Consider the following 15,506-nt stretch of genomic DNA (forward strand, 5'->3'; position numbering starts at 1 on the left):
ACGGGGCCTTCTGGTGTTCATCTCGTGCCTGGTGACTGCCGGGGCAGCCACCTTCGAGCGGACCGGTTTAGAGGTTCTGCTCGATGAACTGGCTCAGTTGTCCCTTGGACTGGGCACCGACCAGCGAGGCGACCTTGGCGCCGGACTTGAACAGGATCACGGTCGGCACGCCACGCACGCCTTGCTCGGCGGCGATTTCCGGTGCGTCATCGACATTGACGTTGACGATCTTCAGGCCTTCGCCCTTCTCGTTGGCGACTTCCTCGACGACCGGCGCCATCATCTTGCACGGGCCACACCAGGGCGCCCAGAACTTCAGCAGTACCGGGGCTTCAGCGTTGAGAACTTCCTGTTCGAAGTTGGCGCCGGTGACATCGACGTGATTGGACATCTTGTTTCTCCAGGGGATTCGTTTCGCTGTCTGCGGCATTGCCGGACATGCAGGCTGCGTCCGATGGTAGCGCCACTTTCCATCACTGACAAATGGGCATTGTCCATCGACTCAATAGCACGGGGTTATGATCGTTGGTATTTTTATAGCTGTTTTATTGGTTGGAGGGAATAGCCACGCAGCAGGCAATCACGATTGCCTGCTGCGACATTGGTCTGGATTACGCGTGCAGCAGCAAAGGAAGGGCGGGGTCAGAAGAAGGCGTAGCGGATGCCAAGCCCCAGCAGCAGGGTGGTGAGCAGCCCCTGCAACAGGCTGCCGGGCATGTGGCGCGTCAGGCGTGCGCCAAGGCTGATGGCAGGCAGGGAGCCGACCAGCAATGCGCCGAGCAGCAGGAAATCGACATTGCCCAGCCATAGATGCCCCAGGCCTGCGACCAGTGTCAGTGGCACGGCGTGGGCGATATCGGTGCCGACGATGCGTGCGGTACTCAGAAGCGGGAACAGCATGATCAGCACGGCCGCCCCGAAGGCACCGGCGCCGACGGAGGACAGGGTGACGCAAACGCCCAGCACGATGCCGGACAGCACGGTCAGCGGTGCCGCATGCCGCACGATGAAGCTTTCCGGACTGATCAGGCCCAACAGGCGTTTCTTGAACAGCAGCACGCCGGCGGTGAGGATCAACATCACGCCCAGCATGCCCTTGATCAGGCCTGCGTAGGCGGTGGGGTCCGTGAAGAAGGCATGCAGCACGCCGATGGTCACCAGCGCGGCGGGGATGGAGCCCAGGGCCAGGCGACGGGTGATGGTCCAGTCCACATGCCCCTGGCGATGGTGCGCGAAGGCACCGCCGGCCTTGGTGATGGCGGCGTAAAGCAGATCGGTACCGACCGCGACATGCGGCGGAAAGCCGAACATCAATAGCAGCGGTGTCATCAGTGAGCCACCGCCCACGCCGGTGACACCGACCGCAAAGCCCACTCCGGCGCCTGCCAGTACGTATAGCAGCAGCTGTGTGACATCCATCCCTTGTCTACCCCTTGTCAGGTTACTGCCGTCAATCTACTCTTGACTGTATATTCCCGAAAGGAATCATTGTTCATGATTTTATCGCCCGATCATCTTAGCAGGGTGAACGGCCATGTCCGGGCCACTGTCGCGCTCTCCCGCGTCGACGGGGCTTCTCAGGAGAGTGAAGTCGCATGAAACTCCAGCAGTTGCGTTACATCTGGGAAGTGACCCGACACAATCTGAACGTGTCAGCGACCGCTCAGAGCCTCTATACCTCACAGCCGGGGATCTCCAAGCAGATTCGTCTGCTGGAGGATGAGCTGGGCGTCGAGATCTTCGCGCGCAGTGGCAAGCATCTGACGCGCGTGACGCCGGCGGGTGAGTCGATCGTCGAGCTGGCAAGCCAGGTGCTGCGCACGGTGGAGAACATCAAGCATGTCGCGCAGGAACACAGCGATGATCGCCGTGGCAGTCTGGCGATCGCCACCACCCACACCCAGGCACGCTATGCCCTGCCGCCGGTGATCGCCGATTTCACGCGCAAGTACCCGGATGTCGCGTTGCACATGCAGCAGGGCACCCCGAAGCAGATCGCCAACATGGTCAGTGAGGGGCAGGCCGATTTCGCCATCTGCACCGAGTCGCTGGAGCTGTTCAACGACCTCATCCTGCTGCCGTGCTACCGCTGGAATCGCTGCGTGCTGGTGCCGAAGGATCATCCGCTGGCCAATGGCGAGGAGCTGACCCTCGAGACACTGGCCAGCTATGCGCTGGTCACCTACACCTATGGCTTCACCGGGCGCAGTCAGCTGGATGATGCCTTCAAGTCACATGGCCTGGCGCCCAATGTCGTGCTGACCGCCTCGGATGCCGATGTCATCAAGACCTATGTGCGCCTGGGCATGGGCATCGGCATCGTCGCGCACATGGCGGTGGACGAGGTGGCGGACGAGGACCTGGTGGCGCTGGATGCGACGCATCTCTTCGACAGCTCGACGACCAAGATCGGCATTCGTCGCGGCACCTTCATGCGCAGCTACATGTTCGAATTCGTCGAACGCTTCGCGCCGCATCTGACACGCGATCGTGTCGAGGCGGCACTGGCCGCCGGTCCGCGTCATGAGCACGAGATCTTCCACGATATCGAGCTGCCGGTGCGCTGAGTGCCGGTGGGCTGAGTGCCGCTCACCTGATCTGTCATTGCGCAAATGAAAACGCCCGCCTCCTGAGAGGCGGGCGTTTTGCGTGTGGCCGACAGTATCAGTGCGCCAGGTGCAGGCCACACTCACGGTTGTCTTCCGCCTTGGTCGGGTCGACGTAGTCGAACTCGTTGGGCAGGTCGTGGGCGACCAGATACTCGTGCATCTGCTTGGAGGACCAGTGGAGCACCGGTGCGACCTTAATCAGGCCATCGCCGTTCAGCGAGACCGGCTGCATGCCGGCACGGAAGGCGGTGTCACTGGCGCGCACGGCGGTGAACCACATCTCGGGGTTCAGCTCACGCAGGGCACGCTCGAAGGGCTCGAGCTTCACTTCACGGGTGAAGGCCTCGTGGCGCGGGTCATCGATATGCGGCGTGAGGCCATCGACGGCTTCACGGTGCGCGCGGGTACGCTGCGGCAGATAGATGATGCGATTCAGATTCAGCTTGCGCGTCACCTCATCGGCGAAACGATAGGTGGCATCGGTGTTGTAGCCGTTGTCCATCCACACGATGGGGATGTCAGGACGGAAGCGCGTCACCATGTGCAGGATCACCGCCTCGAAGGGGCGGAAGTTGGTGGTGCAGATGGCGTGCTTGTCCAGCGACAGGGCCCAGCGAGTCAGGGCTTCGGGGTCGTTGCCGAATTCGGCATTGATGCGGGCGAGATCGAAGGTATCGGACATGAGGAGTCTCCAGAACGAGGGCACGTCCGATGGAGCGGGGCGCAGGGCTGATCAATGGCCAGGAAAGGCCATCAGCAGAGGCGGGTAGCGCTCAAGGAGACGTGCAGGAATGCGCCTACCCTATCAAAGGCGGGCACTGCTTCCCCAATACGAATTCGTTCGATCGTTATATGCCATCGAGTTATGGCGCTCATGACGGCTTATAACGCCGCCTGTCAGCCGAGCGCTTCCATCAGGCGCTGGATCTTGGCCAGGCTTTCGCGGTATTCGGCCTCTTCCTCGGAATCGGCGACCAGGCCGCCGCCGCCCCACAGGTGCACCTGGCCCTCGGCGATCACCGCCGTGCGGATTGCGATGGAGGTATCCATGTGCCCGCGGATGTCCAGGTAGCCAAGGCTGCCGCAATAGGCGCTGCGGCGAACCGGCTCCAGCTCCTCGATGATCTGCATGGCGCGAATCTTGGGCGCGCCGGTGATGGAGCCACCGGGGAAGGCGGCGCCGAGCAGATCCAGCGCATCGCGCCCTTCCTCCAACGTGCTGGTGATGGTGCTGACGGAATGGTGCACGTTGGCGTAGCTCTCCAACGCGCACAGCGATGGCACCTTGACGCTGCCGGGCGCGGAGACACGCCCCAGATCATTGCGCAGCAGGTCGACGATCATCACGTTCTCGGCGCGGTCCTTGGGACTGGCCAGCAGCTCGGCGGCCAGTCGGGCGTCCTCTTCCGGTGTCGCGCCACGTGCGCGGGTGCCCTTGATCGGCTTGGTCTCGACCGCGCGGTGATTGACCTCGACGAAGCGCTCCGGCGAGACGGAGACGATCGCCATCTCCTCGCCCTTGGCGTCCTGCCAGCTCAGATAACCCGCATAGGGCGTCGGCGTGGCCTGACGCAGGCGCAGGTAGGCATCCCAGCTGTCACCACTGCAGTCGGCGGAAAAGCGCTGGGTCAGGTTGATCTGGTAGCAGTCACCAGCGTGCAGATACTCCATCACCTGACGGAAGCGTTCGCCGTAGCCCGCGCGATCCAGCAGCGGCGCGAAGGGGGTGTCGAGGGCGAAGTCGGCGCGGCTCGGCGCCGGTTGCTCCAGCCACTCAAGCACCTGCCTGCGCCGTTGAGGCGAGGCGATCAACCAGCTCTGCTGACGCTGATGATCACTGATCAATGCCCAGTCGTAGAGACCGAGCCGCGACCAGGGCAGGGCGATGTCGTCCTCGGCCGTGGCGGGCAACGTCTCGAGTGCGCGCCCGAAGTCATAGCTCCAGTAGCCCAGCAGGCCGGCGATGAACGGCAGGTCCTCGGCGCTCAGGTCATGCTGGGCGAGCTCTTCGCCCGCCAGCGTCTGCGGCAGCAGGGTCAACAGCTGGCGCTGGGCCTCGATCACCGGCAGCCGCGCGAGGCGCTCCAGTGCTTCACTGAACTGGCTCAGGTCACGCATCGACTCCGGCAGCGGGCCGGTGAGCTTGCCGCCATGCGCGCCTTGCTCCAGCACGGCCAGCGGGTCGCTGCTGATGATGTCGAAGCGACCGCCGGCCAGTGAAGGCTGGCCGCTGTCGAGCAGCACGGCGTCGGGGCGCGTACGCAGGCGTGCGAAGCGCGACAGTGTGGAGGCCTCGTCCTCGGCGGCGAGGGCGTAGGGCAGGGCAGTGATTTCGAGCGAGATGGTCATGACAGCTTCCGTTGGCGGACAGGGCATTCTAGGCATCCAGACGCGTTTTGTCCGCCCATGCGTGCGGATTCCGATGATGGGCTGTCCTTGTTGGCTTGCCGTTCTCCCGTGCGCTGATTAAGGTGCCTGCCTCTGAACGCCCTGCGCCGTCATCGACGACTGCCCCGACGCGTGTGCTGACGTTCGCCCAGTCCTCTTGCCCAGTCGCTTGCCCAGCCCCTGGCACCCTACCGGAGCCCTGCATGCATCCCGAGTTCGAACATGGCCAACATCTGCTGTCACGTCCTGACCAGAACATCTTCTGGCAGCGTCTGACGCGTCGTGAATCAAATGGTGGGCGTCGCTTGCTGATGCTGCACGGCGCGGGTGTGGCCGGCACGCTGACCTGGGCGCCGCTGGTCGGGCATCTCACGGCCCATGACGAGCTGATCATTCCTGACCTGCGCGGCATGGGGCAGACGGTGTCACCCGATGGTGGTGAACCTCCCTTCACCCTCGAGCAGGTGGTCGAGGATGTGATGGCCTTGATCGAGACGCAGCGCATCACGCATTTCGACCTGATCGGCTACAGCTTTGGCGGGCTGGTCGCCATGCGTCTCGTCCAACGTCTGCGCGCCGAGCGCCCGGAGGTGAAGGTCGGCGACATCAGCCTGCTGGAACCGGCGCTGCTGGAGCGCGAATGCCACGCCACCATGATCCAGGTGCGCGATGGCTACGCCGAGGCGGCGCATGCGATGCGCGAGGCGGCAAGCCCCGAGGCGGGGATCACCGCGTTCCTCGACCTCATTTCCCCGCATCGCACGCGCAACCCGCGTGCCGAGCGCATGATGGTGGCGCGCCTGGCGCATCGTCATCTGGGCTTCGCCAATGCCCTGGACTGTGTCACGCATGCCGTGCGCGAGATTGACCGCGAGGCCCTGCTGGCTGACGTGCTGGCGGCAGGCGGCGAGGTACGCAGCATGGTCGGTGGCAAGAGCCCCACGACCCTGCGTGACTATCATGCGCTGCTGGCCGAACGTCATCCAGGCTGGCAATCGCTGGAAATCCCCGGCACCGATCATTCGCTGCCCTTCCAGAAACCCCGCCGTATCGGCGCGGAGCTCAGCTTCGGCTAAATCTGAAGGATTGTCGACAAGCCTGCCGATGAAAGGGCGAGTCCCCGAGAGTCGAACGCCCCGTCAGCTTGCGCTGGCGGGGCGTTTTTCGTGCCGTTCATCGTGCCTTGCCGTGCCGCCCGACGGTGCTGGCGGGTTGGCTTGCATGGCGAGGTTCAGGGCAGTTCAACCTTGTTCTGACAGCAGTTTTTCCAGCAGGGTAGCCGTGTCTAACGCCAAAGGTGTAGAGGATTTGGCGGATTGCATCTTGACCCACACAGGCGCGCTGGCTAGTCTGGCATTCAGTGAATGATTGTCGACAATGGTGCTGAAAGTCCCTCGCCGCCATTGCCTTGCCTCTGTCCCTTGCCAGCCGGATTGCCTGACCGCCATGACCACCGATGCCTTTCACAATGCCACCACCGCTCGAAGCCTTGCGCGCGGCGCGACTGCCGAGCAGGCAGGTCACACCGCTTCCGCGACGGCAGCGACCCCCGAGGTGCGTACCCTGGCCGAGCGTGTCTTCCACCAATTGCAGGACGCCATCGTGCGTGGCGAGCTGGCACCGGGCAGCAAGATCACCGAGCCCGGCCTGGCGCAGGCCTACGGGATCTCGCGCGGACCGCTGCGCGAGGCCATGCGCCGCCTCGAGGTCCATCGTCTGATCGAGCGCGTGCCCCACGTCGGGGCGCGGGTGGTCAAGCTCTCGATGACCGAGCTGCTGGAGCTGTTCGATGTGCGTGAGGCACTGGAAAGCATGGCCGCCCGTCTGGCCGCACGCCACATGACACCGGAAGAGGTCGCGCGGCTGCGCAGCGTGCTCAAGACCCACGAACAGCAGTCGGACCTCAAGACCGGTACCGCCTACTTCCAGAAGGAAGGCGACCTCGATTTCCACTATCAGATCGTGCTCGGCAGCCACAACCACATGCTGATGACGATTCTCTGTGATGACCTCTATTACCTTGTGCGCATGTACCGCACCCAGTTCAGCGCCAGTGGATCACGCCCGCAGAAGGCCTTCGTCGAGCATCATCGCATCGTCGATGCCATCGAGTCCGGCGATGAGGAACTGGCGGAGTTGCTGATGCGCCGCCATGTCAGCGCCTCGCGGGAGAACGTCGCCCGCCGCTATGCCGCCACGCTCAAGCAGGAGCAGGGCGAAGAGTGAGCTGACGCACCGCTCACGACTTGAACCGACCGAACAATTCCAACCCCGTCATGGGCCCAGCCCGGGAGATGTCATGTCACGCCATCTGAGTTCCACCGCCCTGCCAAGCCCCGGTGCCCGCTTCCGCGCGGCGCTGGAGGCCAATCGTCCGCTGCCCATCGTCGGCACCATCAATGCCTACACCGCCATCATGGCCGAGCGCGTCGGGCATCAGGCGATCTACCTGTCCGGTGGTGGCGTGGCCAATGCCTCCTACGGTCTGCCGGATCTGGGCATGACTAGCATGAATGACGTGCTGGAAGATGCGCGTCGCATCACCGCCGCCAGCGAGCTTCCGCTGCTGGTGGACATCGATACCGGCTGGGGTGGCGCCTTCAACATCGCGCGCACCATTCAGGAGATGGAGCGTGCCGGCGTGGCTGCCGTGCACCTGGAGGACCAGGTCGCCCAGAAGCGTTGTGGACACCGTCCCAACAAGGCCATCGTCTCCAGCCAGGAGATGGTCGATCGCATCAAGGCCGCTGCCGATGCGCGTCGTGATGACAGCTTCTATCTGATCGCGCGCACCGATGCCTTCCAGAAGGAAGGGCTCGAAGCCGCCGTCGCACGTGCCAACGCCTGTGTCGAAGCCGGTGCCGACGCCATCTTCGCCGAGGCGGTGCATACCCTCGAGGACTACCGTGCCTTCTGTGAGGGCGTCGACGCGCCGATCCTGGCCAACATCACCGAATTCGGCGCCACGCCGCTGTTCAACCAGCGCGAGCTGGGCGATGTCGGCTGCCGGATGGTGCTCTATCCGCTGTCTGCCTTCCGCGCCATGAACGCCGCCGCCCTCAAGGTCTACCAGAACATCCACGACAAGGGTGATCAGAAGGATGTCGTCGACGACATGCAGACCCGCATGGAGCTCTACGACTTCCTCGATTATCACACCTTCGAGCAGAAGCTGGACACCCTGTTCGAGGCCGAAAGCCGCAAGGATTGATGCCAGACGCTCGAGACGGACGCCATGTCTTGCCTCTGGAGGTCATCGGCTTCACGGGCCGGCACTTTCGGCCCGACCGTTTCTCCCTCGCTGGCAGACGCCTGGCCGGCGAGGGGCTTGACGCTTTATGCCCTACAAGAAAAAGAACAACTCAATGACGTCACTGCCAAGGAGATCACGCCATGTCAGATACCATCGCCAACCCGAGCACCGCTACTTCGAGCACCAGCGCCCCCAGTGGTCTACGCGGCCAGAGTGCCGGTGAGACGGCGCTGTGCACCGTCGGCAAGTCCGGTTCCGGTCTGCGCTATCGCGGTTACGACCTGGAAGACCTCGCCAGTCACGCAGCCTTCGAGGAAGTTGCCTATCTGCTTCTCAAGGGCAAGTTGCCCAATCAGGCGGAGCTGGATGCCTACATTGCGCGCCTCAAGGGGTTGCGGGGTCTGCCGGACGCCTTGAAGGCGGTGCTTGAGCAGATTCCGGCCAGCGCTCACCCGATGGACGTGATGCGTACCGGGTGTTCGATGCTCGGCAATCTGGAGACCGAAGAGAGCTTCGAGGAGCAGTCCGATCAGGCCGACCGCATGCTGGCCGTGTTCCCGTCGATCATCAATTACTGGTATCGCTTCAGCCATGATGGCGTGCGCATCGACACCGAGACCGATGACGACTCCATCGGCGCGCACTTCCTGCACCTATTGCATGGCGAAGCCCCCAGCGAGTTGCATGCTGCGGTGATGAATACCTCGCTGATCCTCTATGCCGAGCACGAATTCAATGCCTCGACCTTCACCGCGCGTGTCTGCGCCTCGACGCTCTCCGACCTGCACTCCTGCGTGACGGCAGCCATCGGCTCGCTGCGCGGACCGCTGCATGGCGGTGCCAACGAGGCGGCGATGGCGATGATCGAGCACTGGCGCTCACCGGAGGAGGCCGAGCGCGAGATTCTCGGCATGCTGGAACGCCGCGAGAAGATCATGGGCTTCGGCCACGCCATCTACCGTGAGCGTGACCCGCGCAATGCCATCATCAAGGAGTGGTCTCGCAAGCTGGCGGACGATGTGGGCGATACGCAGCTCTACGCCGTCTCCGAGCGCGTCGAAGCCGTGATGTGGCGCGAGAAGAAGCTGTTCTGCAACGCCGACTTCTTCCACGCCAGCGCCTATCACTTCATGGGCATTCCCACCAAGCTGTTCACGCCGATCTTCGTCTGTTCACGCCTGACCGGCTGGGCGGCACATGTCTTCGAGCAACGCGCCAACAATCGCATCATCCGCCCGAGCGCCGATTACACTGGCCCGGAGCACTGCGATTGGCTGCCCATCGAGCAGCGCGACTGACCCTTTCCTCGGCCAGTCAGCGTGCTGGCCGATCGTTTTCCTGATCGCCTGATGAGTCCGGATGCCCATGAATACCGAGTATCGCAAACCCCTGCCTGGCACGGCGTCACCGGGTACCCCGGTCGACTACTTCGATGCGCGTGCCGCCGTGGAAGACATCGCCCCCGGCGCCTACGCCGGTCTGCCCTATACCTCACGCGTACTGGCCGAGAACCTGGTGCGCCGCTGCCCGCCGGATCAGCTGCGTGACAGCCTCGTGCAATTGATCGAGCGTCGGCGTGATCTCGATTTCCCGTGGTACCCCGCGCGCGTCGTGTGTCATGACATCCTCGGTCAGACCGCGCTGGTGGATCTGGCCGGCCTGCGTGATGCCATCGCCGAGCGCGGCGGAGACCCGGCCAAGGTCAATCCGGTGGTGCCGACCCAGTTGATCGTCGACCACTCGCTGGCGGTGGAGCACGCCGGCTTCGACAAGGACGCCTTCGCCAAGAACCGCGCCATCGAGGAGCGTCGCAACGAGGACCGCTTCCACTTCATCGACTGGACCCGTCAGGCCTTCGAGAACATCGACGTGATCCCGCCGGGCAACGGCATCATGCACCAGATCAATCTGGAGCGGATGTCGCCGGTGATCGAGTCGCGCGCCGATGAAAAGGGCCATCAGGTCGCCTTCCCGGATACCCTGGTGGGCACCGACAGCCACACGCCACATGTCGATGCGCTGGGCGTGATCGCCGTCGGCGTCGGTGGGCTGGAGGCCGAGAGCGTGATGCTGGGGCGTGCCTCCTACATGCGCCTGCCCGACATTATCGGCGTGCGCCTCACCGGGTGCCCGCAGCCGGGCATCACCGCCACCGATATCGTGCTGGCGTTGACCGAATTCCTGCGCGCCGAGAAGGTCGTCTCCTCCTATCTGGAATTCTTCGGCGAAGGCGCGGCCAGCCTGACGCTGGGTGATCGCGCCACCATCTCCAACATGACGCCGGAGTACGGCGCCACGGCGGCGATGTTCTACATCGACCAGCAGACGCTGGATTACCTGACCCTGACCGGCCGCGAGCCGGAGAACATCGCGCTGGTCGAGCGTTACGCACGCGAGACTGGCCTGTGGGCAGATGAGACCGGCCATATCGAGGGCGCGGTGGAATATGAGCGCGAGCTGACCTTCGATCTGTCCTCGGTGGTGCGCACCCTGGCGGGGCCCTCCAATCCGCACAGTCGCGTGCCGACCAGCGAGCTGGCCGCGCGCGGCATCTCCGGCGTGGTCGAGCATGAGCAGGACGAGGACGGGCGTGACCTGATGCCGGATGGCGCGGTGATCATCGCCGCCATCACCAGCTGCACCAACACTTCGAATCCGCGCAACGTCATCGCCGCAGGCCTGCTGGCTCGGCGCGCCAATGCGCTGGGACTGACGCGCAAGCCGTGGGTCAAGACCTCGCTGGCGCCGGGCTCCAAGGCGGTGCAGCTGTATCTGGAAGAAGCGGAACTGCTGCCGGAACTCGAGCAGCTCGGCTTCGGCATCGTCGGCTTCGCCTGCACCACCTGCAACGGCATGAGCGGTGCCCTGGACCCGGCGATCCAGCAGGAAATCATCGAGCGCGATCTCTATTCCACCGCGGTGCTGTCCGGCAATCGCAACTTCGATGGCCGTATCCACCCCTACGCCAAGCAGGCCTTCCTGGCCTCGCCGCCGCTGGTGGTCGCCTACGCCATCGCCGGCACCATCCGCTTCGATATCGAGAAGGACGTGCTGGGGCATGCGCCGGACGGCTCGCCGATCATACTCAAGGACCTGTGGCCGAGCGACGAGGAGATCGACGCCATCGTCGGCTCCAGCGTCAAGCCGGACCACTTCCGTCAGGTCTATATCCCGATGTTCGAGGCCAGAGACGACCGCGATGCCTCCACCAGTCCCCTGTATGACTGGCGCGAGATGAGCACCTACATCCGTCGTCCGCCGTACTGGGAAGGCGGCCTGGCCAGCGCGCCGACGCTCACCGGCATGCGGGCACTGGCGGTGCTGGGGGACAACATCACCACCGATCACCTGTCGCCCTCCAATGCCATCATGGCCAGCAGTGCGGCGGGCGAGTATCTGGCCGCGATGGGCCTGCCGGAGGAGGACTTCAATTCCTACGCCACCCACCGTGGGGACCACCTCACTGCACAGCGGGCCACCTTCGCCAATCCCAAGCTGATCAATGAGATGGCGGTGGTGGAAGGGGCAGGCGGCAAGCGCGAGGTCAAGCAGGGCTCGCTCACGCGTCTGGAGCCGGAAGGCAAGGTGGTGCGCATGTGGGAGGCCATCGAGACCTACATGCAGCGCAAGCAACCGCTGATCATCGTCGCCGGCGCGGATTACGGCCAGGGCTCGTCACGTGACTGGGCGGCCAAGGGCGTGCGGCTGGCGGGGGTCGAAGCCATCGTCGCGGAAGGCTTCGAGCGCATCCACCGTACCAACCTGGTGGGGATGGGCGTGATGCCGCTGCAGTTCGCCGCCGGTACCACGCGCAAGACACTGGCGCTGGATGGCAGCGAGATCTACGCCGTCGAAGGCGAGCCAGCACCAGGTGCCCAGCTCACGCTGGTGATCGAGCGAACTGCGGGTGACAAGGCAGGGCAGGTCGAACATGTACCGGTCACCTGTCGCCTCGATACCCGTGAAGAGGTCTCCATCTACTCCGCTGGCGGTGTGCTGCAACGCTTCGCTGAAGACTTCCTCAGCTCACAGGCACCAGGCGAGACGGCGGCGGAGGTATCGGCATGAGCCAGCAGGCACAGCTCAGGATTCCCGCCACCTATCTGCGTGGCGGCACCAGCAAGGGCGTGTTCTTCCTGCGCGATGAACTGCCGGAAGCGGCGCAGGTGCCGGGCCCGATGCGTGACGCCCTGTTGCTGCGCGTGATCGGCAGCCCCGACCCCTACGCCAAGCAGATCGACGGCATGGGGGGCGCGACCTCCAGCACCAGCAAGACGGTGATCATCAGTCGCAGCGAACAGCCAGATCATGACGTCGACTACCTGTTCGGCCAGGTCTCCATCGACTCGCCCTTCGTCGACTGGAGCGGCAACTGCGGCAACCTCTCGGCGGCGGTCGGGCCCTTCGCCATCGAGAAGGGCTTGGTGCCGGCCGAGCGCCTGCCGCGTGACGGCATCGCCGAGGTGCGCATCTGGCAGGCCAACATCGCCAAGACCATCATCGCGCGCGTGCCGATGTGCGAGGGGCGCGTCCAGGAAACCGGCGACTTCGCCCTGGATGGCGTGACCTTCCCGGCCGCCGAAGTGGCGGTCGCCTTCCGCGATCCCGCCGCGGGTGAGGGCAGCATGTTCCCCACCGGCAATGTGGTCGATGCGCTGGAGGTGCCGGAATCGGTGGCCGCTGGCGGGCAGATCCAGGCGACCCTGATCAACGCCGGCATCCCGACCATCTTCGTCAATGCCCGCGACCTCGGCTATCAGGGCACCGAGCTGCAGGAGGCGATCAACTCGGACGGCGAGGCGCTTGCGCGCCTCGAGACATTGCGCGCCCACGGCGCACTGCGCATGGGACTGATCAATGATCTCGCTGAGGCGGCCACGCGGCAACACACCCCCAAGGTCGCCTTCGTGGCGCCGCCGGTGGATCACGTCGTCTCCAGCGGTCGCGAGATCAAGGCAGGCGAGATCGATGTGCTGATTCGCGCCGTGTCGATGGGCAAGCTGCACCACGCCATGATGGGCACCGCGGCTGTCGCCATTGCCGCGGCGGCTGCGGTACCCGGCACGCTGGTCAATCTTGCCGCCGGTGGCGGAGCCGAGGCTGAGTCTGGGGCCGGGCAGGCTGGCGCGGCGCGTGACTCGGTGTGCTTCGGACACCCCTCCGGCACGCTCAGGGTCGGCGCGAGTGCCCATCGGCAGACAGAGGCAGGCCAGGTCAGTGATGGCCAGCAAGGCGAGGGCGAGTGGACCGTCAGTGAAGCCGTGATGAGTCGCAGCGCGCGTATCCTGATGGAAGGCTGGGTGCGGGTGCCGGCGGAGACCTTGATGCGCTAGCGCCGGCATTGGCAGGCGATGGTCTACTGTCAATATATCCCTCTTGATATCCCTCCTGCGGCATCTCGATGAAAGCCGGCCTGGCATGCATGTGCAGAGGGCCGGCTTTCGCGTCTCTGTGGTATGTGTGCAGGTAGTGGGGGGAAGTACAGGTGTGACGGGAGTCGCATGCGGGCAAAGACGATCCACGACAGGAGGTCATGTATGAGCACGCCATCCTCTGATCAGAAGAGCGAAAGCTGCCTCAGCGCCACTCAGGTCAGTACCAATCAGGCCAGTACCAATCAGGCCAGCGCCAACCAGCGCCCGGACTATGACCCGGAGCTGCAGCAGATTGCCGACTATGTGCTGGGGTATTGCGACGATCTCCTTGTCGCTAATGCGGATTCGAATGTGGATGCGGATGTGGATGAGCGGGCCGGCAAGCACGAACGATCAGGTCCCTCGGCAGAGGCGATGGACACCGCTCGTCTGTGTCTGATGGATACCCTCGGTTGCGGCATCCTGGCGCTGCGCTTCCCGGAATGCACCAAGCATCTCGGGCCGCTGGTGGCCGAGACCGTGGTGCCGCATGGTGCGCGGGTGCCTGGCACTGCCTTCAGTCTCGATCCCGTCAAGGCGGCATGGGATATCGGCTGCACCATCCGCTGGCTGGATTACAACGACACCTGGCTGGCGGCGGAGTGGGGGCATCCCTCGGACAATCTTGGCGGCATTCTGGCGGTGGCGGACCATCTCTCGCGCCAGCGTGTTGCGCTGGGCAAGCCGCCCCTGGTGATGCGCGATGTGCTGGAGAGCATGGTGATGGCGCACGAGATCCAGGGTGTGCTGGCGCTGGACAACAGCTTCAACCGCGTCGGTCTCGACCATGTCATGCTGGTCAAGGTGGCGACCACCGCGGTGACGGCGCGCTTGATGGGGGCGAATCGCGAGCAGTTGCTGTCGGCGCTGTCGCACGCCTTCGTCGATGGCCAGAGCCTGCGCACCTATCGGCATGCGCCCAACGCGGGCTCGCGCAAGAGCTGGGCGGCGGGAGACGCCACCTCACGCGGCGTGCGGCTGGCGGACATCGCCCTGCGTGGCGAGATGGGCGTCCCCGGCGCCCTCAGCGCGCCGCAGTGGGGCTTCAATGATGTCTCCTTCAGTCATGGCAACCGCGATCTCGCCCTCAAGCCTGAAGGCGAGCGACGTCTGACGCTGGCGCATCCTCTGGGCAGCCATGTGATGGAGAACGTGCTCTTCAAGGTCTCCTTTCCGGCCGAATTCCATGCCCAGACCGCCGCAGAGGCCGCCATCCAGCTCCATCCCGAGGTGCGCGGCCGGCTCGAGGAGATCGAGCGCATCGAGATCACCACCCACGAATCGGCGATCCGCATCATCTCCAAGCAGGGCGCGCTCGCCAATGCGGCGGACCGCGATCACTGCCTGCAATACATGGTCGCGGTGCCGCTGATCTTCGGGGAGTTGAACGCGGATCACTATGAAGATGGCTTCCATGCCGCTCACCCGGAGATCGACCGGCTGCGTGACAGGATGGTCGTCAAGGAAGAGGCGCGCTTCACCCGCGAGTATCTGGAAGCCGACAAGCGCTCGATCGCCAATGCCCTGCGGGTGGTCTTTTGCGATGGCAGTGCCACCGAGCAGGTGACGGTGGAATACCCGCTGGGACATCGCCGGCGGCGTGAAGCGTCGCTCGTTCCGCTCAAGGACAAGTGTCGGGCCAATCTGGCCACCTGCTTCCCGCCCTCGCGTTGCGACACCCTGATGGCGTTGCTGGCCGATCGCGAACGACTCGACGCACTGCCCGTGCACGAGTTCATGGCGCATTGGGTGCCGTGAGACTGCCAGCCGCATGATGTCCCGTTGGCAATCAGTCATCCAATTGACTGGTGCCGTCATCCGGTATGGGTAAACTGGAAGCGG

Annotated in this window: 12 protein-coding genes; 8 read left to right on the forward strand and 4 right to left on the reverse strand. The window is 64.4% G+C overall.

What is annotated here, in order from left to right:
* Nucleotides 1-67 precede the first annotated feature (67 nt).
* Together trxA and AC26AR_RS02805 are read right to left on the reverse strand one after the other, a co-directional pair.
* Complete coding sequence (trxA, locus tag AC26AR_RS02800) at nucleotides 68-391, reverse strand: thioredoxin (RefSeq protein ID WP_043333971.1); 324 nt, start codon at nucleotides 389-391, stop codon at nucleotides 68-70.
* 251 nt (nucleotides 392-642) lie between these two features.
* Nucleotides 643-1,419: a sulfite exporter TauE/SafE family protein gene (locus AC26AR_RS02805; protein ID WP_077379302.1), complete on the reverse strand. Its 777-nt coding sequence runs from the start codon at nucleotides 1,417-1,419 to the stop codon at nucleotides 643-645.
* 176 nt (nucleotides 1,420-1,595) lie between these two features.
* Here AC26AR_RS02805 and cysB point away from each other — a divergent pair, with 176 nt between their 5' ends.
* Entirely contained in the window at nucleotides 1,596-2,567 is a 972-nt protein-coding gene (cysB, locus tag AC26AR_RS02810) for an HTH-type transcriptional regulator CysB (RefSeq protein WP_077379304.1), read from the forward strand.
* Nucleotides 2,568-2,664: 97 nt separating this feature from the next.
* Here cysB and AC26AR_RS02815 read toward each other — a convergent pair whose 3' ends face one another.
* Both AC26AR_RS02815 and pabB read right to left on the reverse strand, forming a co-directional pair.
* On the reverse strand, nucleotides 2,665-3,291 hold the full coding sequence (locus AC26AR_RS02815) for a phosphoadenosine phosphosulfate reductase domain-containing protein (protein ID WP_077379306.1): 627 nt from the start codon (nucleotides 3,289-3,291) through the stop codon (nucleotides 2,665-2,667).
* Nucleotides 3,292-3,506: 215 nt separating this feature from the next.
* Nucleotides 3,507-4,958, reverse strand: a complete 1,452-nt coding sequence (gene pabB / locus AC26AR_RS02820) for an aminodeoxychorismate synthase component I (RefSeq protein WP_488107519.1) — start codon at nucleotides 4,956-4,958, stop codon at nucleotides 3,507-3,509.
* Between the two features lie 242 nt (nucleotides 4,959-5,200).
* Between pabB and AC26AR_RS02825 the strand changes: the two genes are divergently transcribed.
* From AC26AR_RS02825 to AC26AR_RS02855, 7 genes are all read left to right on the forward strand, one after another.
* Nucleotides 5,201-6,073, forward strand: coding sequence for an alpha/beta fold hydrolase (locus tag AC26AR_RS02825; RefSeq protein WP_191236597.1), 873 nt, complete (start codon nucleotides 5,201-5,203; stop codon nucleotides 6,071-6,073).
* Between the two features lie 370 nt (nucleotides 6,074-6,443).
* Complete coding sequence (locus AC26AR_RS02830) at nucleotides 6,444-7,223, forward strand: GntR family transcriptional regulator (protein WP_077379311.1); 780 nt, start codon at nucleotides 6,444-6,446, stop codon at nucleotides 7,221-7,223.
* Between the two features lie 73 nt (nucleotides 7,224-7,296).
* Nucleotides 7,297-8,208 (forward strand): methylisocitrate lyase, encoded by a 912-nt coding sequence (prpB, locus tag AC26AR_RS02835; RefSeq protein WP_077379313.1) that lies wholly within the window; start codon nucleotides 7,297-7,299, stop codon nucleotides 8,206-8,208.
* A 182-nt stretch (nucleotides 8,209-8,390) separates the two neighbouring features.
* On the forward strand, nucleotides 8,391-9,548 hold the full coding sequence (gene prpC / locus AC26AR_RS02840; protein ID WP_488107520.1) for a bifunctional 2-methylcitrate synthase/citrate synthase: 1,158 nt from the start codon (nucleotides 8,391-8,393) through the stop codon (nucleotides 9,546-9,548).
* A 67-nt stretch (nucleotides 9,549-9,615) separates the two neighbouring features.
* Nucleotides 9,616-12,318 (forward strand): Fe/S-dependent 2-methylisocitrate dehydratase AcnD, encoded by a 2,703-nt coding sequence (gene acnD, locus AC26AR_RS02845; protein ID WP_488107875.1) that lies wholly within the window; start codon nucleotides 9,616-9,618, stop codon nucleotides 12,316-12,318.
* Nucleotides 12,315-13,583 carry a 2-methylaconitate cis-trans isomerase PrpF gene (prpF, locus tag AC26AR_RS02850; protein ID WP_341541805.1) on the forward strand — a complete coding sequence of 423 codons (1,269 nt, stop codon included), beginning with the start codon at nucleotides 12,315-12,317 and terminating at the stop codon, nucleotides 13,581-13,583. Before acnD ends, prpF begins: the two co-directional genes overlap by 4 nt.
* A gap of 204 nt (nucleotides 13,584-13,787) precedes the next feature.
* On the forward strand, nucleotides 13,788-15,422 hold the full coding sequence (locus tag AC26AR_RS02855; RefSeq protein WP_488107521.1) for a bifunctional 2-methylcitrate dehydratase/aconitate hydratase: 1,635 nt from the start codon (nucleotides 13,788-13,790) through the stop codon (nucleotides 15,420-15,422).
* Nucleotides 15,423-15,506: the final 84 nt, after the last annotated feature.

The sequence above is a fragment of the Cobetia sp. PS-4MA genome, from assembly GCF_057670765.1.